Source organism: Klebsiella sp. 1SOBk5mer (assembly GCF_046603115.1).
GTDB lineage: Bacteria > Pseudomonadota > Gammaproteobacteria > Enterobacterales > Enterobacteriaceae > Klebsiella > Klebsiella quasipneumoniae.
Map to the genome: position 1 here is coordinate 76,545 of NZ_JBKIUU010000004.1, position 21,805 is coordinate 98,349.

A 21,805-nucleotide genomic window follows, 5' to 3' on the forward strand; every position below is an offset into this window, starting at 1 on the left:
TTTAATAATGAGGGAATTTCAATGAGCTTTTTTATTTCTGATGCGGTAGCGGCAACGGGTGCACCGGCGCAGGGCAGCCCGATGTCTCTGATTCTGATGCTGGTGGTGTTCGGTCTGATTTTTTACTTCATGATCCTGCGTCCACAGCAGAAGCGCACCAAGGAACATAAGAACCTGATGAACTCCATCGCCAAAGGTGATGAAGTGCTGACCAACGGCGGTCTGGTCGGTCGCGTGACCAAAGTAGCGGAAACTGGCTACATTGCTATCGCGCTGAACGATACCACTGAAGTGGTTATCAAACGTGACTTCGTTGCTGCCGTTCTGCCGAAAGGCACCATGAAGGCGCTGTAATCTAACTTTTCCCAAAGGGAACTGCCGTGTTAAACCGTTATCCTTTGTGGAAGTATGTCATGCTGGTCGTCGTCATTGTCGTCGGCCTGATCTATGCGCTTCCCAACCTGTATGGTGAGGATCCGGCTGTTCAAATCACTGGCGCGCGCGGCGTCGCCGCCAGTGAGCAAACGCTGATCCAGGTCCAGAAAACTTTACAAGAAGAAAAAATTACCGCGAAGTCTGTGGCACTGGAAGAGGGCGCTATTCTTGCGCGCTTCGACACCACTGATACCCAGCTGCGCGCGCGTGAAGCGCTGCTTACCGTGTTGGGTGACAAATACGTCGTGGCGCTAAACCTTGCTCCGGCAACCCCACGCTGGCTGGCGGCACTCTATGCCGAGCCGATGAAGCTGGGTCTTGATCTGCGCGGCGGCGTGCACTTCCTGATGGAAGTCGACATGGACACCGCGTTAGGCAAACTGCAGGAACAGAACATCGATAGCCTGCGCAGCGAGCTGCGCGACAAAGGCATTCCTTACGCGACCGTGCGTAAGGAAGACAACTATGGTCTGAGCATCGTCTTCCGCGACAGCGCGGCGCGCGACCAGGCTATCTCTTATCTCAGCCCTCGCCATCGCGATCTGGTGATCTCCTCTCAGGGTGACAACAGCCTGAAAGCGGTGATGACCGATGAGCGCCTGAAAGAAGCTCGTGAGTATGCGGTCCAGCAGAACATTAACATTCTGCGTAACCGTGTGAACCAGCTGGGCGTCGCCGAACCGCTGGTTCAGCGTCAGGGCGCTGACCGCATCGTGGTTGAGCTGCCGGGTATCCAGGATACCGCGCGGGCGAAGGAGATCCTTGGCGCGACCGCGACCCTCGAGTTCCGTCTGGTCAATACCAACGTGGACCAGTCCGCCGCCGCCTCAGGCCGCGTGCCGGGCGACTCGGAAGTGAAAGAGACGCGTGAAGGCCAGCCGGTGGTGCTGTACAAGCGGGTGATCCTGACCGGTGACCATATCACCGACTCGACCTCCAGCATGGATGAGTACAACCAGCCGCAGGTCAACATCTCGCTGGACAGCGCGGGCGGCAACATCATGTCCAACTTCACCAAGGACAACATCGGCAAGCCGATGGCGACCCTGTTCGTGGAGTATAAAGACAGCGGTAAGAAAGACGCCAACGGTCGCGCTATCCTGGCGAAAGAGGAAGAGGTGATTAACATCGCCAACATCCAGTCGCGCTTGGGCAACAGCTTCCGTATTACCGGTATCAGCAACCCGAACGAAGCTCGCCAGCTGTCGCTGCTGCTGCGTGCCGGCGCGTTGATTGCGCCGATTCAGATCGTCGAAGAGCGGACTATCGGCCCAACCCTTGGCATGCAGAACATCAAGCAGGGTCTGGAAGCCTGTCTGGCCGGTCTGGTGGTCTCTATCCTGTTCATGATCCTCTTCTATAAGAAGTTCGGTCTGATTGCGACCTCGGCGCTGATTGCCAACCTGGTGCTGATTGTCGGCATTATGTCCCTGATCCCGGGGGCGACGCTGACCATGCCGGGCATCGCGGGTATCGTGTTAACCCTTGCGGTGGCGGTCGATGCTAACGTTCTGATCAACGAGCGTATCAAAGAAGAGCTGAGCAACGGGCGTACCGTTCAGCAGGCGATTGACGAAGGTTATCGCGGCGCGTTCAGCTCGATCTTCGACGCCAACGTGACGACGCTTATCAAAGTGATCATCCTGTACGCGGTCGGTACCGGTGCCATTAAAGGGTTTGCGATTACCACCGGTATCGGTATCGCGACCTCAATGTTTACCGCTATCGTCGGCACCCGTGCCATCGTGAACCTGCTGTACGGCGGCAAGCGCGTTAAAAAGCTGTCTATCTGAGGAGTGCGTTGTGGCACAGGAATATACTGTTGAACAATTGAACCACGGCCGTAAAGTCTGGGACTTTATGCGCTGGGACTACTGGGCCTTCGGCATTTCAGGCTTTCTGCTGATTGTGTCGATCGCCATCATCGGCGTCCGCGGCTTTAACTGGGGTCTCGATTTCACCGGCGGTACGGTGATCGAAATTACCCTTGAGAAGCCGGTCGATTTGGACCAGATGCGCGATTCCCTGCAGAAAGCGGGCTTTGAAGAGCCGCAGGTGCAGAACTTTGGCAGCAGCCGCGACATCATGGTACGTATGCCGCCGGTGCATGACGCCAACGTCAGCCAGGAGCTGGGCAGCAAGGTCGTGACGGTGATTAACGAATCGACCAGTCAGAACGCGGCGGTGAAGCGTATTGAGTTTGTCGGCCCGAGCGTCGGCGCGGACCTTGCGCAAACCGGCGCCCTGGCGCTGATTGCCGCGCTGGTCTGTATCCTGATCTACGTCGGCTTCCGCTTCGAATGGCGTCTGGCGGCGGGAGTGGTTATCGCCCTGGCGCACGACGTGGTGATCACCATGGGGGTGCTGTCGCTATTCCATATCGAGATCGACCTGACCATTGTGGCCTCGTTGATGTCGGTTATCGGCTACTCGCTGAACGACAGTATCGTGGTATCGGACCGTATCCGTGAAAACTTCCGTAAGATCCGCCGCGGTACGCCGTACGAGATCTTCAACGTGTCGTTGACCCAGACGCTGCACCGTACCTTGATCACCTCCGGGACCACCCTGATGGTGATCCTGATGCTGTTCCTGTTCGGCGGCCCGATTCTGGAAGGCTTCTCGCTGACCATGCTGATCGGTGTCTCCATCGGTACGGCTTCTTCTATCTACGTCGCCTCCGCGCTGGCGTTGAAGCTGGGCATGAAGCGCGAGCATTTGCTGCAGCAGAAGGTCGAAAAAGAAGGGGCGGACCAGCCGTCTATTCTGCCGTAATACAGTTCAGTTGAAATAACGCAATCCCGGCCAGGCGGCCGGGATTTTTTTTGCCCGCGACAAAACCTGCTGACAGCATGCTGTCAGGAGCCCTCCCATACACTCCTTCTGAACTCACTAACGAGCAGGAGGAAGTATGAATAACGTGATTAACTGGTTTGAAATTCCGGTCGCCGATATGGATCGCGCCGTCGCGTTTTATGAGCCGGTGATGCAGGTGACGCTGCGTCGCGAAACCATGGACTGCGCCGAGCTGGCGGTGTTCCCGCATCAGGATCCGGCCCCCGGCGGCGCGCTGGCCAAATTTGAGGGTATCGCGCCCTCTGCGCAGGGCGCTATTATTTACCTGCATACAGACCATCTTGCCGCCACCCTCGACCGCGTTGCCTCGGCGGGTGGGGCATGCGTTTTCGGGCCGCTGACGCTGCCGAATGATATTGGCACCATCGCGCTGTTTACTGACAGCGAGGGCAACCGCGTCGGCCTGCACCAACCGGCTTAACCTGAACTTTTTGTGAAGTGAGACATGACCCGACGCGCCGACCGTTTATTTCAGATTGTGCAGATCCTGCGCGGCAGGCGGCTCACCACCGCCGCGCTGCTGGCGGAGCGGCTGGGCGTGTCGGAGCGCACCGTGTATCGCGATATTCGCGATCTCTCCCTCTCCGGCGTGCCGGTGGAGGGCGAGGCGGGGAGCGGTTATCGCCTGCTGGCGGGCTACGATCTGCCGCCGCTGATGCTGACCACCAAAGAATCCGAAGCGCTGATCGCCGCGATCCGGCTGCTGAAAACCTGGGGCGGCGAGGCGCTGTCGTACTCGCTGGAGTCTGCCCAGGAGAAGATGCTGGCGATCCTGCCGGAGGCGCGCCGGCGCCAGGCGGAGCAGACCCGCCTGTTTGCCCCCGATCTCGGCGCCCATCGCTATGCCAAAACCTTCTTTGACGTCATTCATCAGGCGGTCTCCGGCAAGCAGGTGCTGGCGCTGCGCTATCAGGATGAGTCCGGTCGGGTGACCGAGCGCGACGTGCTGCCGCTGGGGCTGTTTTTCTGGGGGGAGCGCTGGCTGCTGGTGGCCTGGTGCGAGCTGCGCAATGATTATCGCAACTTTCGCCTCGACCGCTGTCTGGCGGTCAGGGCGACCGAGCGTCGATTCAGCGAGTGCGCCGACCGCTCGTTAAGCGATTTTCTGCGCAAGGTCCGCTGCGACGTGTGGGAGAAATAAAAACGCCCGGGAGGCCCGGGCGCTGTCCTGCCGTTTCAGCAATCAGAAGTTGTAACCAACCACAAAGTAACCACCCCAACCGGTTGAGCGGACGCTGAAATCGCCATCGCCGAAGTTCAGCTTGGCATCGTCAGCCCACTGGCCGCCGTTATGGAAGTAACGGGCCACCACCGAGTAGTGCCAGTGCGCATAGTTCAGCGCCAGGATATGGCTGGAGGCGATGGAGTTGCTGGTGCGCGCGTGCTTCCCGTTCAGATCGTAGAAGTTGTCATCGCCGAGGTCAGAGCCCCAGTCGAAGTTGGTGAAGCCGATGTAGCTCAGCGAACCGCCCCACAGGTCGGTCAGCGGCACAAAGTATTTCACTTTGAAGCGGTAGCCGTCCCACTCGTTTTCGTTGGACGCGCCGTAGTTCTGCCACTGGTATTTGGCGTAGACGTTCAGCGACAGGCTCATCGGCAGGCCGGTGTCGATATCGGTACCCAGACCCATATACCAGGTGCTCTGCTCCTGGGAGTCATTGCGGCCCATATCGTAGATATAGTTGTTCGCGAAATACCACTCTTTGAACGGCCCGAAGCTCAGGTCGGTGTTGGTCAGCTTATCGATAGAGAAGCGCGGTTCGATCTCCATAAACAGCGGGGAGCCGTTGTTCCAGATACCTTTTGCCGTGCTGTTGCCGCCGAAGAATACCGGGGCATCGATATAGCCGTAGAAATCAAACCAGTCTTTTTTGGCGAACGCTTCGTATTCCAGGTAGGTATCGTTACGGATCTGCGGTCCAAAACGGGTGTGGTAGCTGCCCACCACGTTAACACTCTGGTGCCACCAGTCAGACAGATACTGCGGTTTGTCGTTTTCTGCCGCGCCCGCGGTAAAAGAAGTGGAGAGCGCCACAACCGCACCCGCTGCCAGTAATGTTTTTTTCATAGTAATGCCACTGTTTAAATTGAGCCTGAAGGCGTTAAAAGAAGTGCCGAAGCGTTTCTAAATATTTCGTGTTTCTGTGGGGGTCTATTATAGGAATCATTGCTCACAAAAATACGTGTTGTTTCACATAACCAGAACATGCGTAATCGATTGCGTTCACGATTCTATGCATTTCTTGACAAAATGCTACTGAAAATCGCGATGCAGAACGATTTCTAATGAACTCTTGCGAAAAGTTGTAAGTGGATAAGAATAAAGGGACGGGACGTCGCCGGGCAGGGGGAAGCCCGGCGGCAAGGCTTACTGCGCGGCGGCTGGCTGGATATCGTGGACGCGAATAAAACCGACTTTGTCCGGCGTCACGTTCAGGCGCAGCGGGATATCGACATCGCTGGGGGCGAGAATGCTGGCCGGGGCGCTGATCAATTGATCCTGAACATTCACTTCCTGGTAGCTGTGGGTAGTGCCGGTGATCTGTCCGGAGGCGACGGTGGCGGTAAAGGCCGGCAGCGGATCGTTGGATTCGCCCTGAATACGTAAGGTCAGGCGTGACCCGTCGCCATCCGGCGTAATGCTCGCCACCGACATGCGCAGGGTGCCGATCTGGCTCTCCAGCCGCGCCGGGGTTTTCGCCTCCGGCAGCAGATAGACGCCGCGGGTGGATTTCGCGTTCAGCGCGTTTTGCTGGGTAATTTTGATCGTTTGCTGATTGAGCTGGGTCATCTCCTGGCTCAGCGTACTCACGCTCTGGTGCATCTGGCGGATTTCGCTTTGCTGGGCGCAGGCGGTCAGGGTAAACAGGCTGCCCGCGATGGCGAGTTTCAGGTAACGTCTTGTCATGGTCAGGATTCCGTTTGCAGAGGATGCTTAATGGTAGCCAAACCGCCTGACTCTCCCATAGATCCTTTGTCTCAAAAGCTCTTTCTTTGTAGTCAGGTCACTTCGCGGTAAACTACCCTTCAGTTTAACTACCTGTCAGGACGCGCTATGCATTGCCCTTTCTGTTTCGCCGTGGATACCAAAGTGATCGACTCTCGTCTGGTAGGGGAAGGCTCTTCCGTGCGTCGCCGTCGGCAGTGTCTGGTCTGTAATGAGCGCTTTACCACCTTCGAAGTGGCGGAGCTGGTCATGCCGCGGGTGGTGAAGAGTAACGATGTGCGTGAACCCTTCAACGAAGACAAGCTGCGCAGTGGGATGCTGAAAGCGCTGGAGAAACGTCCGGTCAGCGCCGATGACGTCGAAATGGCGGTCAACCATATCAAAACCCATCTGCGCGGCACCGGCGAGCGCGAAGTGGCCAGCAAAATGATCGGCAACCTGGTGATGGAGCAGCTGAAAAAACTGGATAAAGTCGCCTATATTCGCTTCGCGTCGGTCTATCGCAGCTTCGAAGATATCAAAGAATTCGGCGAAGAGATCGCCCGCTTACAGGACTAAGCCATGCAGGACGAAATGTACATGGCGCGTGCGCTCAAGCTCGCCGCCCGCGGTCGCTTTACCACCCATCCTAACCCTAACGTTGGCTGCGTCATTGTCAAAGACGGCGAGATCGTCGGCGAAGGGTTCCACTATCGCGCCGGCGAGCCGCATGCCGAAGTGCACGCCTTGCGGATGGCCGGGGAAAAGGCGCGCGGCGCCACCGCCTACGTCACCCTCGAGCCCTGCAGCCACCACGGTCGTACGCCGCCGTGCTGCGACGCCCTGATTGCCGCCGGCGTCAGCCGCGTGGTCGCCGCGATGCAGGATCCGAACCCGCAGGTGGCGGGGCGCGGCCTGTACCGTCTGCAGCAGGCCGGTATTGACGTCAGCCACGGGCTGATGATGAACGAGGCGGAAGCGCTGAATAAGGGCTTCCTGAAGCGGATGCGCACCGGTTTTCCCTGGGTCCAGCTCAAGCTGGGCGCCTCGCTGGACGGCCGCACGGCGATGGCCAGCGGCGAAAGCCAGTGGATCACCTCCCCGCAGGCGCGACGCGACGTGCAGCGTTTGCGCGCCCAGAGCCATGCTATCCTGACCAGCAGCGCCACCGTGCTGGCGGACGATCCGGCGCTGACCGTGCGCTGGCAGGAGCTGAGCGCCGATACCCAGGCGCTGTATCCCGAAGCGAATTTGCGCCAGCCGCTGCGCGTCGTTATCGACAGCCAGAACCGCGTCACGCCCGAGCATCGTATTGTGCAGCAGGCGGGGGAAACGCTGTTTGCCCGCCTGAGCGCCGATGAGCGCCAGTGGCCGGACAGCGTGCGCACGCTGCTGGTTCCGGAACATAACGGCCATCTCGATCTGGTGCTGCTGATGATGCTGCTCGGCAAACAGCAGATCAACAGCGTCTGGGTGGAGGCGGGGGCCACGCTTGCCGGGGCGCTGCTGCAGGCGGGCCTGGTCGACGAGCTTATCGTCTATATTGCGCCTAAACTGTTAGGCAATGCGGCGCGTGGATTATGCGCGCTGCCGGGGCTTGAAGAACTGAGTCAGGCGCCCCATTTCAAATTCAATGAGATACGTCAGGTTGGCCCGGATGTCTGCCTGCATTTAACCACTGCGTGAGGCTTTCCTGATTATTAGGAAGCAGCGCTCAGAATAATATGATAAAATCCGCCCCCCTTGCGGGGCACATGAACCCGAAGGAAGAGTATGAACATTATTGAAGCTAACGTTGCTACCCCGGACGCTCGCGTCGCCATCACCATTGCGCGTTTCAACAACTTTATCAATGACAGCCTGCTGGAAGGTGCGATTGACGCCCTGAAACGCATTGGTCAGGTAAAAGATGAAAACATCACCGTTGTTTGGGTTCCAGGCGCGTACGAGCTGCCGCTGGCGGCTGGCGCACTGGCGAAAACCGGTAAATATGACGCGGTGATTGCGCTGGGTACGGTGATTCGCGGCGGTACCGCCCACTTTGAATATGTGGCTGGCGGTGCCAGCAATGGCCTGGCGCACGTCGCTCAGGACAGCGAAATCCCGGTAGCCTTTGGTGTTCTGACCACTGAAAGTATTGAACAAGCCATCGAGCGCGCTGGCACCAAAGCCGGTAACAAAGGCGCAGAAGCTGCGCTGACCGCGCTGGAAATGATTAACGTATTGAAAGCCATCAAGGCCTGATTTTTGTAAGGGGAATTCCGTGAAACCTGCTGCTCGTCGCCGCGCCCGTGAGTGTGCCGTTCAGGCGCTCTACTCCTGGCAGTTGTCCCACAACGACATCGCTGATGTCGAATACCAGTTCCTGGCGGAACAGGACGTAAAAGATGTTGATGTTCTGTATTTCCGCGAACTGCTGTCCGGAGTGGCGACTAACAGCGCGTACCTCGACGGCCTGATGAAGCCCTACCTGTCCCGTCAGCTGGAAGAGCTGGGTCAGGTGGAAAAAGCGGTGCTGCGTATCGCGCTGTTTGAGCTATCCAAACGTGATGACGTACCGTATAAAGTGGCCATCAATGAAGCTATCGAACTGGCGAAAACCTTCGGCGCTGAAGATAGCCACAAGTTCGTCAACGGCGTGCTGGACAAAGCGGCTCCGGTAATTCGTCCCCACAAGAAGTAAACTGCAGGCCGGGTTTTGCGAGGGTCGCCTCGCAACCCGGCCTTATTTATTATTTTGCTGAGGCATAACGTATGGCATGTGGCGAATTCTCCCTGATTGCCCGTTATTTTGATCGCGTTAAAAGCGCTCGTCTTGATGTCGAAACCGGTATCGGCGACGACTGCGCTCTCCTGAATATTCCCGAGAAAAAAACGCTGGCAATCAGCACCGACACTCTGGTGGCGGGCAATCACTTCTTACCCGATATCGACCCGGCCGACCTCGCCTATAAAGCGCTGGCGGTAAACCTGAGCGACCTCGCGGCGATGGGCGCGGAGCCGGCGTGGCTCACCCTGGCGCTGACCTTGCCGGAGGTGGATGAAGCCTGGCTGGAAGCCTTCAGCGACAGCCTGTTTGTCCAGCTTGACTACTACGATATGCAGCTGATTGGCGGCGACACCACCCGCGGCCCGCTCGCCATGACCCTGGGTATCCACGGCTTTGTGCCGCCAGGGCGCGCCATGAAACGTTCAGGCGCGAAGCCGGGAGACTGGATCTATGTCACCGGCACTCCAGGGGACAGCGCCGCCGGCCTGGCGCTGTTGCAGAACCGTCTGACGGTGGATGCGCCGACGGATGCCGATTACCTGCTGGCCCGTCACCTGCGTCCGATGCCCCGCGTGCTGCAGGGCCAGGCGCTGCGCGACCTGGCGACGTCGGCCATCGATCTCTCCGACGGCCTGATCTCCGATCTGGGTCATATTCTCAAAGCCAGCGACTGCGGCGCGCGCATCGATCTTGATGCCATGCCGTACTCTGACGCCATGCTGCGCCAGGTTGAGCCCGAGCAGGCGCTGCGCTGGGCGCTCGCAGGTGGAGAAGATTACGAACTGTGCTTTACCGTACCGGAACTGAACCGCGGGGCGTTGGACGTGGCCCTTGGCCATCTAGGCGCGCGTTTTACCTGTATCGGACAGATTGCGCCGGAGAGCGAAGGTTTGCAGTTTATCCGTGACGGTAAGCCGGTCATGCTTGATTTAAAGGGATACGATCACTTTGCGTAGTCGAGACGAGGCGCTTAGCCGCCTGAGTATGCGTAATCCGTGGCATCTGCTGGCGACCGGCTTTGGCAGCGGCTTAAGCCCGGTGGTGCCGGGGACGATGGGCTCGCTGGCGGCGATCCCGTTCTGGTATCTGATGACTTTTCTCCCCTGGCAGCTCTACTCGCTGGTGGTGATGATGAGCATCTGTATCGGAGTCTATCTGTGCCATCGCACGGCCAAAGATATGGGCACCCATGACCACGGCAGCATCGTCTGGGACGAGTTCGTCGGGATGTGGATCACCCTGATGGCGCTGCCGACCCTGGACTGGCAGTGGGTGGCCGCCGGCTTCGTCATTTTCCGTATTTTCGATATGTGGAAACCGTGGCCGATTCGCTGGTTTGACCGCAATATTCACGGTGGAATGGGGATCATGGTGGACGATATCGTCGCCGGGGTGATCTCCGCCGGCGTGCTGTATGTTATTGGCCATCACTGGCCGATCGGTCTGCTTTGACCGCTGCTCCCCGGCAGCGCCATGCTGTCGGGGAAATCACGCCCGTCACTTAAATCCCACCACCGGATGCGGCTGATAGGGCGCCTCCAGTTTGTCGATCTGTTCCGAAGATAGCGTCAAATCCACCGCCTGCAGCAGGTCATCGAGCTGCTCCTGGCGCGACGGACCGATAATCGGCGCGGCGACGCCGGGCTTGCTTAACAGCCAGGCGAGGGCGACCTGCGCGCGACTGGCGTCGAGCTCTTCCGCCACGTCCGCGAGATTCCCGGCGATCTGCGCGTCGTTCTCTTCGCTGGTGCTGTAAAGCGATTTGCCGAACTCATCCGAGACCAGCCGGGCGGTGGTCTCACCCCATGGGCGGGTCAGTCTGCCGCGCGCCAGCGGGCTCCACGGGATCACCGCCACGCCGTTACGCTGGCACAGGGGCAGCATCTCATTCTCTTCTTCCCGGTAAATCAGGTTGTAGTGATCCTGCATGGTGACGAAGCGCGCCCAGCCGTTCTGCTGCTGAAGCGCCAGCGCCTGGGCAAACTGCCGGGCATGCATGGACGAGGCGCCGATATAGCGCGCTTTGCCGGCTTTCACCACCTCGTCCAGCGCTTCGAGCGTCTCTTCAATCGGGGTGCTGTAGTCCCAGCGGTGGATCTGCAGCAGGTCGACATAGTCCATCCCGAGACGGCGCAGGCTGTCGTCGATGGAGCGCAGGATCTGCGCCCGGGAAAGCCCTTCCGCCAGATCGCCGACCTGGTGATAGACCTTGGTGGCGACAATCACCTCATCGCGGCGGGCAAAGTCGCGCAGGGCGCGGCCGACGATCTCTTCGCTGCTGCCGTCGGAGTAGCTGTTTGCGGTATCGAAGAAGTTGATGCCGCCTTCAATGGCGTGCTGAATGAGCGGGCGACTGCTCTCTTCCGGAAGCGTCCAGGCGTGCCTGCCGCGGTCCGGCTCGCCGAAGGTCATGCAGCCGAGGCAGAGTCGGGAAACACGTAAGGCAGTATCGCCGAGGGGGATATAGTGCATAGTGCGCTCCTGCTATTCATCAAGGGTATCCCTTAAGCATAGCAGGAGCGGGAGGGGCGATTATGCCAGCCAGTCGAGGATTTTGGCTTCAATGCCGGCGGCATCAAGGCCGAGGTCGGCGCGGATCTCTTCCTGAGTGCCCTGCGGAATAAAGACATCCGGCAGGCCAATATTGAGTACCGGTACCGCCCGGCGATGGGCCATCAGCACTTCATTCACGCCGCTGCCGGCGCCGCCCATAATGGCGTTCTCTTCCAGCGTCACCAGAACGTCGTGCTCGCCTGCCAGCTGCAGGATCAGCGCGGTATCCAGCGGCTTCACAAAGCGCATATCCACCAGGGTGGCGTTGAGTTTGTCCGCCACCGCCGCGGCTTCCGGCAGCAGGGTGCCGAAGTTAAGGATCGCGACCTTCTCGCCCTGGCGCTTCACGACCCCTTTGCCGATCGGCAGCGATGCCAGCGGCTCCAGCGTCGCGCCGGTGCCGCTGCCGCGCGGATAGCGCACCGCGCAGGGTCCGTCGCTGTAGTGGTAGCCGGTGTGCAGCATCTGGCGGCATTCATTTTCATCGCTCGGCGTCATCACCACCATATCCGGAATACAGCGCAGGAAGGAGAGATCGAACGCACCCTGATGCGTCTGGCCGTCTGCGCCGACAATCCCGGCGCGGTCGATGGCAAACAGCACCGGCAGCTTCTGAATAGCCACATCGTGGATCACCTGATCGTAGGCTCGCTGCAGGAACGTGGAGTAGATGGCGACGACGGGCTTGTAGTCGCCAATCGCCAGTCCGGCGGCGAAAGTGACCGCATGCTGCTCGGCGATGGCGACGTCAAAGTACTGATCGGGGAATTTCTTCGAAAATTCCACCATCCCTGATCCTTCGCGCATCGCCGGGGTGATAGCCATCAGCTTGCTGTCTTTGGCCGCCGTTTCGCACAGCCAGTCGCCGAAGATTTTCGAGTAGGAGGGGAGACCGCCGCTGCTTTTGGGCAGCACGCCGCTGGTATGGTCGAACTTCGGCACCGCGTGGAAAGTGATCGGGTCTTTCTCGGCGGGCTCATAGCCGCGGCCTTTTTTGGTCATAATATGCAGGAACTGCGGGCCCTTCAGGTCGCGCATGTTCTTCAGCGTGCTGACCAGGCCGAGCACATCGTGGCCATCCACCGGGCCGATATAGTTAAAGCCCAGCTCTTCAAACAGCGTCCCTGGCACCACCATGCCTTTGATATGCTCTTCGGTCCGCTTAAGCAGCTCTTTAATCGGCGGTACGCCGGAGAAGACCTTTTTGCCGCCTTCGCGCAGGGTGGAGTAGAGCTTACCGGAGAGCAGCTGCGCCAGATGATTGTTCAGCGCGCCGACGTTCTCAGAGATCGACATTTCATTGTCATTCAGCACCACCAGCAGATCGGGTTTGATATCTCCGGCGTGGTTCATCGCCTCAAACGCCATGCCGGCGGTGATCGCCCCGTCGCCAATCACGCACACCGCGCGCCGCTGCTTATCCTCTTTCGCGGCGGCGATAGCCACCCCGATGCCAGCGGAAATGGAGGTGGAGGAGTGACCGACGCTCAGTACGTCGTACTCGCTCTCACCGCGCCACGGGAAGGGGTGCAGGCCGCCTTTCTGGCGAATGGTGCCGATTTTGTCGCGGCGGCCGGTCAGAATTTTATGTGGGTAGGCCTGGTGGCCGACGTCCCAGATCAGGCGATCGAAGGGCGTGTTATAGACGTAGTGCAGCGCCACGGTCAGTTCCACGGTGCCGAGGCCAGAGGCAAAGTGACCGCTGGAGCGGCTGACGCTGTCCAGCAGGTAGCGCCGCAGCTCATCACACAGCTTCGGCAGGCTCTCTTTTGGCAACAGGCGCAACTCCTGGGTGGAATCTACCAGCGCCAGGGTCGGGTATTTGGCAATATCAAAACTCATCAGAGACTCATTTATTGTTTATTTATCGCGCTGAATAATGTAATTCGCGAGCGCTTCCAGTGCCGAAGTATCCAGAGATTGTGCGGCCAGTTCATCTAACGACCGGCGGGCATCAGCGATCAGGTCGTGCGCTTTCTTCCGGGCTTGCTCAAGGCCCAGGAGGGCGGGATAGGTGCTTTTACCCAATTGCTGGTCGGCACCCTGACGTTTGCCAAGGGTCGCAGTATCCCCTACCACGTCGAGAATGTCATCCTGGACCTGGAAGGCCAGGCCGATATTTTCCGCATAGCGATCCAGCGCGGGAAGGGCGGCGCGCCCACGTTCGCCAGCGCTCAGCGCCCCCATGCGGACGGCGGCGCGGATCAGCGCGCCCGTTTTGTGGCGGTGGATACGCTCCAGCGCCTGCAGATTCACCTGCTGTCCTTCCGCCTGCAGATCCAGCGCCTGGCCGCCGCACATGCCCGCCACGCCGCTGGCCTGCGCCAGTTCGGAAACCATCGCCAGACGATCCCGGTCAGGGACGTCCGTCATCGGCGCATCACTGAGTATAGAAAACGCCAGCGTTTGCAGGGCATCTCCCGCAAGAATTGCGTTGGCTTCGCCAAATTTAATATGGCAGGTCGGCAGTCCGCGACGCAGATCGTCATCATCCATCGCCGGCAAATCATCATGCATCAGGGAATAAGCATGAATGCATTCGACCGCGGCGGCAGGGGCGTCCAGCGTGGTGCGGCTCACGCCGAACATCTCGCCGGTAGCGTAGACAAGGAAGGGACGCAGGCGTTTACCGCCTAAGAGTGCGCCATAATGCATCGCTTCCACCAGCGGAGTGTTCTGAAAGGGCTGCGGCGCGATAAAACGGCGCAGCGCCTCGTTAGCCTGTTCCACACAGGCCTGCAATTGTTGCGGGAAATCCATTTATTCAGCGTCCGGCGTAAAAGGCGTGGTCGGGGAATCTTCACTATCCGCCAGCAGGATCTGCACGCGCTGTTCGGCCTGCTGTAGCTGGCTTTGCCCCTGGCGGGCCAGCTGGACCCCGCGCTCAAATTCGCTGAGCGCTTCTTCTAACGGCAAATCGCCGCTTTCCAGACGGTTAACGATCTGCTCCAGTTCGCCCAGCGCAGTTTCAAAGCTGGCCGGGGCCTCATTTTTCTTTGGCATAGTGAATGTAGACTCTTGTTATGTCGCGACGGCAATACCGGGTATGGTAACGAAGTCACGCGTGTAAGCAAATAACGCGCAATGGTGATATACTCCGCGCCCAGGATGCAGGCACCGGTGTGCGCTGCTTTACAACTTTTGCTTAAAGCCCCGTCGGGCTTGCCAACGAACTATTGTCGCCATGAAGTTTATCATTAAATTGTTCCCGGAAATCACCATCAAAAGCCAATCTGTGCGGTTGCGCTTCATTAAAATCTTAACCGGGAACATTCGTAACGTTCTCAAAAACTATGACGAGACGCTGGCCGTCGTTCGTCATTGGGATCATATCGAAGTTCGCGCGAAAGATGAAAATCAGCGCCCGGCTATTCGCGATGCGCTGACCCGTATTCCCGGCATCCACCATATTCTGGAAGTCGAAGACGTACCGTTCACCTCGCTGCACGATATTTTTGAGCAGACGCTGCCGCTGTGGCGCGAGGCGCTGGAAGGCAAAACCTTCTGCGTGCGGGTGAAGCGTCGCGGCAAACATGAATTCACCTCAATTGAGGTGGAGCGCTACGTCGGCGGCGGCCTGAATCAGCATATTGAAACGGCGCGCGTGAAGCTGACCGACCCGGACGTCACCGTCAATCTTGAGATTGAAAACGATCGCCTGCTGCTGGTGAAAGGCCGCTATGAAGGTATCGGCGGCTTCCCGATCGGCACGCAGGAAGATGTGCTGTCGCTGATTTCCGGCGGCTTTGACTCCGGCGTCTCCAGCTACATGCTGATGCGCCGCGGCTGCCGTGTGCACTACTGCTTCTTTAACCTTGGCGGCGCCGCCCATGAGATTGGCGTCCGCCAGGTCGCGCATTATCTGTGGAACCGCTTCGGCAGCTCACACCGCGTTCGCTTTGTGGCGATTAACTTTGAGCCGGTGGTCGGCGAAATCCTCGAAAAAGTGGATGACGGTCAGATGGGCGTGGTGCTTAAGCGCATGATGGTCCGCGCCGCGTCAAAGGTCGCGGAACGCTACGGCGTGCAGGCGCTGGTCACCGGCGAAGCGCTGGGCCAGGTCTCCAGTCAGACTCTCACCAACCTGCGCCTGATCGACAACGTCTCCGATACCCTGATCCTGCGTCCGCTGATTTCGCACGATAAAGAGCACATCATCGACCTGGCCCGCGAGATCGGCACGGAAGATTTCGCCCGCACCATGCCGGAGTACTGCGGCGTGATCTCCAAAAGCCCGACCGTGAAGGCGGTGAAGGCGAAGATTGAAGCGGAAGAAGAACACTTCGATTTCAGCATCCTCGATAAAGTGGTGGAAGAGGCGAGCAATATCGATATTCGCGAAATCGCCCAGCAGACGGAAGAGACGGTGGTGGAAGTGGAAACCGTGACCGGCTTTGGCGCCAACGATGCGATCCTCGACATTCGCTCCATCGACGAGCAGGAAGACAACCCGCTGAAGGTCGAGGGGGTTGAGGTCGTTTCCCTGCCGTTCTATAAGCTGAGCACCAAATTTGGCGATCTCGATCAGAGCAAAACCTGGCTGCTGTGGTGCGAACGCGGGGTGATGAGCCGTCTGCAGGCGCTTTATCTGCGCGAGCAGGGTTTCAGCAACGTAAAAGTTTATCGCCCGTAACAGGTTGTTATGATGCAAAAGGCCTTCCCTGATGGAAGGCTTTTTTACTATTGGCAGGGGCGTGTATTAGCGCAGGGTCAGCGCCAGGTCATTCAGCTGATCGATGACAATATTCCAGCCCTCGAAAAATCCCATCTGCTCATGCTGCTCGCGGGTTTCATCGTCGGCATGCAGCACCGTGGCCGTATAGCGACACCCGCCCTGTTCATCGGCAAAGGTGATGATGGCCGTCATCGCGAAGGGGGAAACGGCGGGACGATAATCTGCCGTCAGCATCGAGGTCATGACGATTTTTTGTTGAGGGATAACCTCAAGAAAACAGCCGGGGTTATCGCTGCGTTCACCGTCAGGGCCGTGCATCACGGTGTGAAAGGCCCCGCCGGCGCGAAAATCAAAGGCCAGCACCTCGGTTTGCCAGGGCTTCGGGCACCACCAGGTTTTGAGTAATGCCGGGTCGGCCCACGCGCGCCACAGGGCAGGGACGGGCGCGCTGAGCAGGCGGCTGATAACAAGATCGCGAGAATCGGTTGCGCTTCGGGACATGCTACGACTCCTCAGGAAAAGGGGGTGCCAGTCCGCGGCGCGGACCGGCTATCAGGCTTCGTAGTAATTATAGATGCCGGCGGCCATCACCAGCTGCGAGGCGACCTCATACGCTTTCTCGCGCCCCACCAGCAGATCGATCATTTTCAGGGCGAAATCAATCGATGTTCCCGGCGCCTGGCTGGTTAACAGATTCACCCGTGGATCCCAGACCACCCTTTTATCCTGCCACTGATCGGCGGGGATATGATCCTTCAGCGCCGGAAAACCGGTCATGTTGCCGATCGGGAACAGCTGATGGGGCACCAGCACGGTCGCCGGGGCGGCACAGATGGCGGCCACAATGCGCCCGGAGAGATGGAACTGTCGGACGGTTTCCACCAGCAACGGGCTGTCGCGGAAGCACTCTGCGCCCTTGATACCGCCCGGGAGGACGATGATATCGAAATCGCCATCGGCCACCTCGACCAGCGGGGCATCCGCCAGCAGTTTGACGCCGCGCGAGCAGACGATGGTCAGGTTGCCGTCGCTGGCGACGCTGGCGGTGGTCACTTTGACTCCGCCGCGGACCAGCAGGTCGATGGTGGTGACCGCTTCGGTCTCTTCGCTACCAGGGGCGAGGCAAATCAGTGCCGACGCGCTCATATTCATTCTCCTTACGCTTGACCAGTTCAAATAAGCGGGCGTTTTCCGGTACGGCAACGCCGTGGGCGCGGGCGCGGTTGAGCAGAAAACCGGTGATATAGTCGATCTCCGTGTGCCGCTGGGCGCGAACGTCCTGCAGCATGGATGAGATATTTTCTGCCGTACTTTCAATCACCTGTTCGACATAAAATAGCAGGTTTTCCGCCGAGGTATGAATACCTTCGCGCTCCATCACTGCCGCCACCTCGCGACAAATGGCCGCAACTTCCTGCGGATAGTCGCGCAGATCGCCGTTTTTACATCCTTTTAGCGCGGTCAGGGGGTTAATCACGCAGTTAACCGCCAGCTTGCGCCAGGTGGCCGAGAAGATATTGTTGTGCCAGGCGACATCCGGCAGCACGCTCTGCAGCACTTCAGCGAGGTAGCTGTAGTCCTCTTCGTAGCTTTTCGCCGGCCCGATATGCGTGGTGCCCTGGGCGACGTGGATGATGACATTCCCGTCGCGGCGCGCCGCCTGGGTGGTGGAGGCCAGCAGCAACGGCTGTTTCACGCTGCGCAGCTCCTCGACGGTTCCCATGCCGTTATGCACCAGCACAATCGGCGTGGTGACCGGCAGGATCGCGGCCAGGTGCTTCACCGCGTTTGAAACCTGCCAGGCTTTTAAGGTGACAATCAGCAGCTCGCTGCTGGCAAGAAAATCGGGGTCGTTGGCCGTCAGCGACTCGTTGAACACCGAGCCGTCGGTTTCAATGACGTTGACGCTACAGAATGGCTGCGGTACGCGTAGCCAGCCCTGGACTTCATGTCCCTGTTTGCACAACGCGGTCAGCCATAGTTGTCCCAGTGCACCGCATCCCAGTACGGTTACTTTCATTGTTCCTCCTCATCTGCCGCTACCCCAGGCGCTGATGGCTAAAGTATATCTCGTCGCTTTTCGCATCGTCGGACGGAAAGGGGGTTTTGGCGTCGTCGGGCAGCATGGGGAAAATAGCGCGAGCGTTGCGTAATCAGCTAAGCTTCCGGGATAACAAGTTGAGTTATGCCGCGTTGCAGGTATTATGCAACGCAAAAGAAACGGAAGGAGAGGAAAAGATGCCATCTTTCGATATTGTCTCTGAAGTTGATCTTCAGGAAGCCCGTAACGCGGTGGACAACGCGAGCCGCGAAGTCGAGTCGCGTTTTGATTTTCGTGGCGTTGAAGCCACGTTTGAATTAAACGACGCCAACAAGACCATTAAAGTGCTGAGCGAGTCTGACTTCCAGGTGAATCAGCTGCTGGATATCCTGCGCGCCAAGCTGCTCAAGCGCGGCATTGAAGGCACCTCCCTCGACGTGCCGGAAGATATCGTACACAGCGGTAAAACCTGGTTTGTTGAAGCGAAGCTGAAACAGGGCATTGAAAGCGCGGTGCAGAAGAAGATCGTTAAACTGATCAAAGACAGCAAGCTGAAAGTGCAGGCCCAGATTCAGGGCGAAGAGATCCGCGTGACCGGTAAGTCCCGCGACGATCTGCAGTCGGTGATGGCGCTGGTGCGCGGTGGCGATCTGGGACAACCGTTCCAGTTCAAAAACTTCCGCGACTAAGGCGGCAGACTGACAGCAAAAAGCGGGGAATTCCCCGCTTTTTTTATACCCCTTTGATGAGCTGCTCTATCTCGAAGCGGTTGGTGACCTTGCTGTCGATTTTGATATACACCGAACGCTCCTCGGGCACCACCAGCGCCTGATGAACCCCGCTGGCGCTGAGCAGACGCGCCTGCAGCGCGCTGTCGACCACCACGCCGTCCGGTACCTCCACCCGCAGACTGCTGACGTAGGGCGGCTCGCTCATGGTGCTGGCCACCAGCAGCCACAGCATCGCCAGCAGCGCGCCCAGCAGAAACACGGTCTGTGAATCAAAGAAACCATCGACCCAGCCGCCAAGGGCGCCGCCAATCGCCACCCCGAGGAACTGGCTGGTGGAGTAGACGCCCATCGCGGTGCCTTTATAGCCCGCCGGCGACTCTTTGCTAATCAATGACGGCAGTAGCGCTTCCAGCAGGTTAAACGCCAGGAAGAAGAGCTGAACGCCCGCTACCAGTTCCCAGAAGTAGCCTCCGGCGCCCCAGAGGACAATTTCCGCAATCAGCAGGATGGCCACGCAGAGCAAAAAGACGCGCTTCATCTTGCGCTTCACTTCGGCGTAGATAATAAACGGCACCACCGAGATGAAGGAGATAACCATGGTGACCAGGTAAATCTTCCAGTGCTCGGCGGCCGGGAAGCCGGCGGCCTCCAGCTGTCCGGGCAGCGCGACAAACGTGGACATCAGCATGATGTGCAGGCACATGATGCCAAAGTTGAGCTTCAGCAGGCGCGGCTCCGCCAGCACCTTGCTAAAGCAGCCTTTCACCATCCCGGATTCGCGGTTAAGCACATGATTCTGGCTGTTGGGAACCACCCACAGGGTGAGCAGGATGCCGACGGTCGCCAGGATGGCGATCATCCAGAACAGGGCGTGCAGGCCCAGCTGATGGGTAATAATCGGCCCCAGCACCATGGCGATAGCGAAAGTGACGCCGAAGCTGACGCCAATAAACGCCATCGCTTTGGTGCGGTTCTGTTCGCGGGTGAGATCGGAGAGCAGGGCCATGACCGCGGCGGCGATGGCGCCGGAACCCTGCAGGGCGCGGCCAAGAATGATGCCCCAAATGGAGTCGGTGAGCGCGGCGATGACGCTGCCGAGCACGAAGATAAGCAGGCCGCCGACGATCAACGGCTTACGGCCAATACGGTCAGATAACAGTCCGAAGGGGATCTGGAACACCGCCTGCGCCAGACCGTAGATGCCGATCGCCAGGCCAATCAGCGCTTCACTGGCGCCCTGCAATGCCATGCCATACGTGGTCAGAACCGGCAGGACCATAAACATGCCAAGCATGCGCAGGGAGAATACCGTCCCCAAACCCCAGGTCGCGCGCAGTTCCCCTGGCGTCATTTTGTTATCGTTCATTACCACCTCAATATAAAAACTGCGCCTAGTGTAGCGGCGGGGGGTAAGAAGCGTAAATAAATGTTTGTTTAACAGATATTACGGGGCTGTTGCGTGATGCGACAAGTTGGTAAAAATCAATAAACCAGTGGAGGGGGACTCCACTGGCGAGGGGGAAAATTAAGGTAAAGTAAAGTCAACCCACTGGCTGCCGGCATCAGCCGATTTGACGCACTGCTCGACCCAGTAGACGCCGTGCAGCCCGGCTTCGACGTCCGGATACCAGAAGTCTTGCAGGAAGGCGCGATCGTCACGGTCCGTGGCGTCAATCGCCTGCGCATAGCGGCGATAGAGATTGGCCCAGGCTTCAAACAGCCCTTCCGGGTGGCCGCCGCCGATGCGATCGTCCGCCAGCGCGTTTGCGCTCAGGTAGGGCATCCCGCGTTCCAGAATGCGCGCCGGCTCGCCCTGCACCTCATAGCTGAGCTGGTTAGGATGCTCATCCCACCATTCGATACTCGCCTTTTCGCCGACGATGCGCACTTTTTGCGAGTGCATGGCGCCGCTGTTCACCGCGCTGGTCCACATCGAGCCAACCGCGCCGTTGTCATACTCCATCAGGACAAAGGCGTTATCTTCCAGCGGCGCGCGGGAGGGGACAAAGCTCTGGCGGGAGCACATCAGCCGTTTGATATTGAGCTGCGGCGCCATGGTTTCGGCGACAAACAGGGGATGGGTGGCCAGATCCCCCAGCACATAGCTGGGCCCGGCGAACTTCGGCGTTACGCGCCAGCGGGTGGATTCTGCCTGCAGCTCGACGGCCTGGTTATGAAAGCCGTGGGCGAACTGCATATTGACGATGCGGATCTCGCCGAGCAGCCCATCGGCAATCATCTGCCGCGCCTGCTGGATCATCTGATAGCCGGCGTAGCCGTAGGTGACGCCGACGATTTTGTTCTGTTTTTTGCTCAGGTCCACCAGCTCGCGCGCCTCTTCGGCGGTAAAGCAGAGGGGCTTTTCACAGATGACGTGGAGGCCCGCTTCCAGCGCCGCTTTGGTGATGGCGAAATGGGTATTGTTCGGGGTGGTGACCGAGACGACCTCGATCCCGTCAGGACGGCGGGCTTCTTCACGAAACAGGGTCTGGTAGTCGGCGTAGCAGCGCTCCGGCGCGATGCCCAGCTGTTCACCAAACGCGCGCCCGCGCTCGGCATCAACGTCAAGCGCGCCGGCCAGCAGGGTGTAAACATTGTCACGCAGCGCCGCACAGCGGTGGCTGTAGCCGATCTGGCTGGTTCCCCCGCCGCCGACCATGCCCCAACGCAGGGAACGGGATAAGGGTTTCAGACCGTTTAACATGGTGCTCTCCTTTTTGAAATCATTCGCACTCTGAGGCGCTCAATGCCGACGCCTGCGGCAACGCGCATCCGGATAAACTGACCTAAACTTAAGGAAATGTTTGTTCTGTTTCAA

At 58.9% G+C, this 21,805-nt stretch carries 24 protein-coding genes; 13 read left to right on the forward strand and 11 right to left on the reverse strand.

Going from position 1 to position 21,805, the window contains the following annotated elements; genetic code table 11:
- Positions 1 to 21: 21 nt before the first annotated feature.
- From yajC to ACLH1U_RS11400, 5 genes are all read left to right on the forward strand, one after another.
- Positions 22 to 354 (forward strand): preprotein translocase subunit YajC, encoded by a 333-nt coding sequence (yajC, locus tag ACLH1U_RS11380; protein WP_002890398.1) that lies wholly within the window; start codon positions 22 to 24, stop codon positions 352 to 354.
- Positions 355 to 380: 26 nt separating this feature from the next.
- Entirely contained in the window at positions 381 to 2,228 is a 1,848-nt protein-coding gene (secD, locus tag ACLH1U_RS11385) for a protein translocase subunit SecD (protein WP_008805370.1), read from the forward strand.
- 10 nt (positions 2,229 to 2,238) lie between these two features.
- A complete protein-coding gene (gene secF / locus ACLH1U_RS11390; protein ID WP_008805371.1) occupies positions 2,239 to 3,210 on the forward strand; it encodes a protein translocase subunit SecF in 972 nt (323 codons plus the stop codon).
- Between the two features lie 136 nt (positions 3,211 to 3,346).
- Positions 3,347 to 3,712: a VOC family protein gene (locus ACLH1U_RS11395; protein WP_016160371.1), complete on the forward strand. Its 366-nt coding sequence runs from the start codon at positions 3,347 to 3,349 to the stop codon at positions 3,710 to 3,712.
- A gap of 24 nt (positions 3,713 to 3,736) precedes the next feature.
- Positions 3,737 to 4,432 carry a helix-turn-helix transcriptional regulator gene (locus ACLH1U_RS11400; protein ID WP_411299251.1) on the forward strand — a complete coding sequence of 232 codons (696 nt, stop codon included), beginning with the start codon at positions 3,737 to 3,739 and terminating at the stop codon, positions 4,430 to 4,432.
- A 42-nt stretch (positions 4,433 to 4,474) separates the two neighbouring features.
- On the opposite strand, the gene ACLH1U_RS11405 is transcribed toward ACLH1U_RS11400, so the two are convergent.
- Together ACLH1U_RS11405 and ACLH1U_RS11410 are read right to left on the reverse strand one after the other, a co-directional pair.
- A complete protein-coding gene (locus tag ACLH1U_RS11405) occupies positions 4,475 to 5,359 on the reverse strand; it encodes a nucleoside-specific channel-forming protein Tsx (protein ID WP_004204836.1) in 885 nt (294 codons plus the stop codon).
- A gap of 300 nt (positions 5,360 to 5,659) precedes the next feature.
- Positions 5,660 to 6,199 carry a DUF3251 domain-containing protein gene (locus ACLH1U_RS11410; protein ID WP_023288595.1) on the reverse strand — a complete coding sequence of 180 codons (540 nt, stop codon included), beginning with the start codon at positions 6,197 to 6,199 and terminating at the stop codon, positions 5,660 to 5,662.
- A 147-nt stretch (positions 6,200 to 6,346) separates the two neighbouring features.
- Between ACLH1U_RS11410 and nrdR the strand changes: the two genes are divergently transcribed.
- The 6 genes from nrdR to pgpA all read left to right on the forward strand — a co-directional run bounded on the left by nrdR (position 6,347) and on the right by pgpA (position 10,439).
- Complete coding sequence (gene nrdR / locus ACLH1U_RS11415) at positions 6,347 to 6,796, forward strand: transcriptional regulator NrdR (RefSeq protein WP_002890417.1); 450 nt, start codon at positions 6,347 to 6,349, stop codon at positions 6,794 to 6,796.
- A gap of 3 nt (positions 6,797 to 6,799) precedes the next feature.
- A complete protein-coding gene (ribD, locus tag ACLH1U_RS11420) occupies positions 6,800 to 7,903 on the forward strand; it encodes a bifunctional diaminohydroxyphosphoribosylaminopyrimidine deaminase/5-amino-6-(5-phosphoribosylamino)uracil reductase RibD (RefSeq protein WP_032453582.1) in 1,104 nt (367 codons plus the stop codon).
- A gap of 87 nt (positions 7,904 to 7,990) precedes the next feature.
- Entirely contained in the window at positions 7,991 to 8,461 is a 471-nt protein-coding gene (ribE, locus tag ACLH1U_RS11425; RefSeq protein ID WP_001021161.1) for a 6,7-dimethyl-8-ribityllumazine synthase, read from the forward strand.
- A gap of 19 nt (positions 8,462 to 8,480) precedes the next feature.
- Complete coding sequence (gene nusB, locus ACLH1U_RS11430) at positions 8,481 to 8,900, forward strand: transcription antitermination factor NusB (protein WP_002891356.1); 420 nt, start codon at positions 8,481 to 8,483, stop codon at positions 8,898 to 8,900.
- Positions 8,901 to 8,971: 71 nt separating this feature from the next.
- The gene (gene thiL, locus ACLH1U_RS11435) at positions 8,972 to 9,943 is read left to right on the forward strand and encodes a thiamine-phosphate kinase (protein WP_109546608.1); all 972 of its coding nucleotides are present in this window, start codon (positions 8,972 to 8,974) and stop codon (positions 9,941 to 9,943) included.
- Complete coding sequence (gene pgpA / locus ACLH1U_RS11440) at positions 9,936 to 10,439, forward strand: phosphatidylglycerophosphatase A (protein ID WP_004177266.1); 504 nt, start codon at positions 9,936 to 9,938, stop codon at positions 10,437 to 10,439. Before thiL ends, pgpA begins: the two co-directional genes overlap by 8 nt.
- Before the next feature lie 45 nt (positions 10,440 to 10,484).
- Here pgpA and ACLH1U_RS11445 read toward each other — a convergent pair whose 3' ends face one another.
- From ACLH1U_RS11445 to xseB, 4 genes are read right to left on the reverse strand one after another with little or no spacing between them, the layout of a single operon-like run.
- Entirely contained in the window at positions 10,485 to 11,459 is a 975-nt protein-coding gene (locus ACLH1U_RS11445) for an aldo/keto reductase (RefSeq protein ID WP_023288598.1), read from the reverse strand.
- A gap of 60 nt (positions 11,460 to 11,519) precedes the next feature.
- Positions 11,520 to 13,382, reverse strand: a complete 1,863-nt coding sequence (gene dxs / locus ACLH1U_RS11450) for a 1-deoxy-D-xylulose-5-phosphate synthase (protein ID WP_023288599.1) — start codon at positions 13,380 to 13,382, stop codon at positions 11,520 to 11,522.
- Between the two features lie 18 nt (positions 13,383 to 13,400).
- Positions 13,401 to 14,300, reverse strand: coding sequence for a (2E,6E)-farnesyl diphosphate synthase (gene ispA, locus ACLH1U_RS11455; protein ID WP_004204826.1), 900 nt, complete (start codon positions 14,298 to 14,300; stop codon positions 13,401 to 13,403).
- Positions 14,301 to 14,543: an exodeoxyribonuclease VII small subunit gene (gene xseB / locus ACLH1U_RS11460; protein WP_004204824.1), complete on the reverse strand. Its 243-nt coding sequence runs from the start codon at positions 14,541 to 14,543 to the stop codon at positions 14,301 to 14,303.
- 181 nt (positions 14,544 to 14,724) lie between these two features.
- Between xseB and thiI the strand changes: the two genes are divergently transcribed.
- Complete coding sequence (gene thiI, locus ACLH1U_RS11465; protein WP_117132776.1) at positions 14,725 to 16,173, forward strand: tRNA uracil 4-sulfurtransferase ThiI; 1,449 nt, start codon at positions 14,725 to 14,727, stop codon at positions 16,171 to 16,173.
- A gap of 66 nt (positions 16,174 to 16,239) precedes the next feature.
- Here the strand turns inward: thiI and ACLH1U_RS11470 are convergent, their stop codons facing one another.
- From ACLH1U_RS11470 to panE, 3 genes are read right to left on the reverse strand one after another with little or no spacing between them, the layout of a single operon-like run.
- The gene (locus ACLH1U_RS11470; protein ID WP_023288600.1) at positions 16,240 to 16,716 is read right to left on the reverse strand and encodes an SRPBCC family protein; all 477 of its coding nucleotides are present in this window, start codon (positions 16,714 to 16,716) and stop codon (positions 16,240 to 16,242) included.
- A gap of 51 nt (positions 16,717 to 16,767) precedes the next feature.
- Positions 16,768 to 17,361, reverse strand: a complete 594-nt coding sequence (yajL, locus tag ACLH1U_RS11475) for a protein deglycase YajL (RefSeq protein ID WP_023288601.1) — start codon at positions 17,359 to 17,361, stop codon at positions 16,768 to 16,770.
- Positions 17,324 to 18,235 carry a 2-dehydropantoate 2-reductase gene (panE, locus tag ACLH1U_RS11480; RefSeq protein WP_023288602.1) on the reverse strand — a complete coding sequence of 304 codons (912 nt, stop codon included), beginning with the start codon at positions 18,233 to 18,235 and terminating at the stop codon, positions 17,324 to 17,326. Before panE ends, yajL begins: the two co-directional genes overlap by 38 nt.
- Positions 18,236 to 18,453: 218 nt before the next feature.
- On the opposite strand from panE, the gene ACLH1U_RS11485 reads away from it, so the two are divergent.
- Positions 18,454 to 18,945, forward strand: a complete 492-nt coding sequence (locus ACLH1U_RS11485; RefSeq protein WP_002891465.1) for a YajQ family cyclic di-GMP-binding protein — start codon at positions 18,454 to 18,456, stop codon at positions 18,943 to 18,945.
- A gap of 43 nt (positions 18,946 to 18,988) precedes the next feature.
- Here the strand turns inward: ACLH1U_RS11485 and ACLH1U_RS11490 are convergent, their stop codons facing one another.
- Both ACLH1U_RS11490 and ACLH1U_RS11495 read right to left on the reverse strand, forming a co-directional pair.
- A complete protein-coding gene (locus ACLH1U_RS11490) occupies positions 18,989 to 20,353 on the reverse strand; it encodes an MFS transporter (protein WP_023288603.1) in 1,365 nt (454 codons plus the stop codon).
- Between the two features lie 159 nt (positions 20,354 to 20,512).
- Positions 20,513 to 21,691: a Gfo/Idh/MocA family protein gene (locus ACLH1U_RS11495; protein ID WP_023288604.1), complete on the reverse strand. Its 1,179-nt coding sequence runs from the start codon at positions 21,689 to 21,691 to the stop codon at positions 20,513 to 20,515.
- Positions 21,692 to 21,805: the final 114 nt, after the last annotated feature.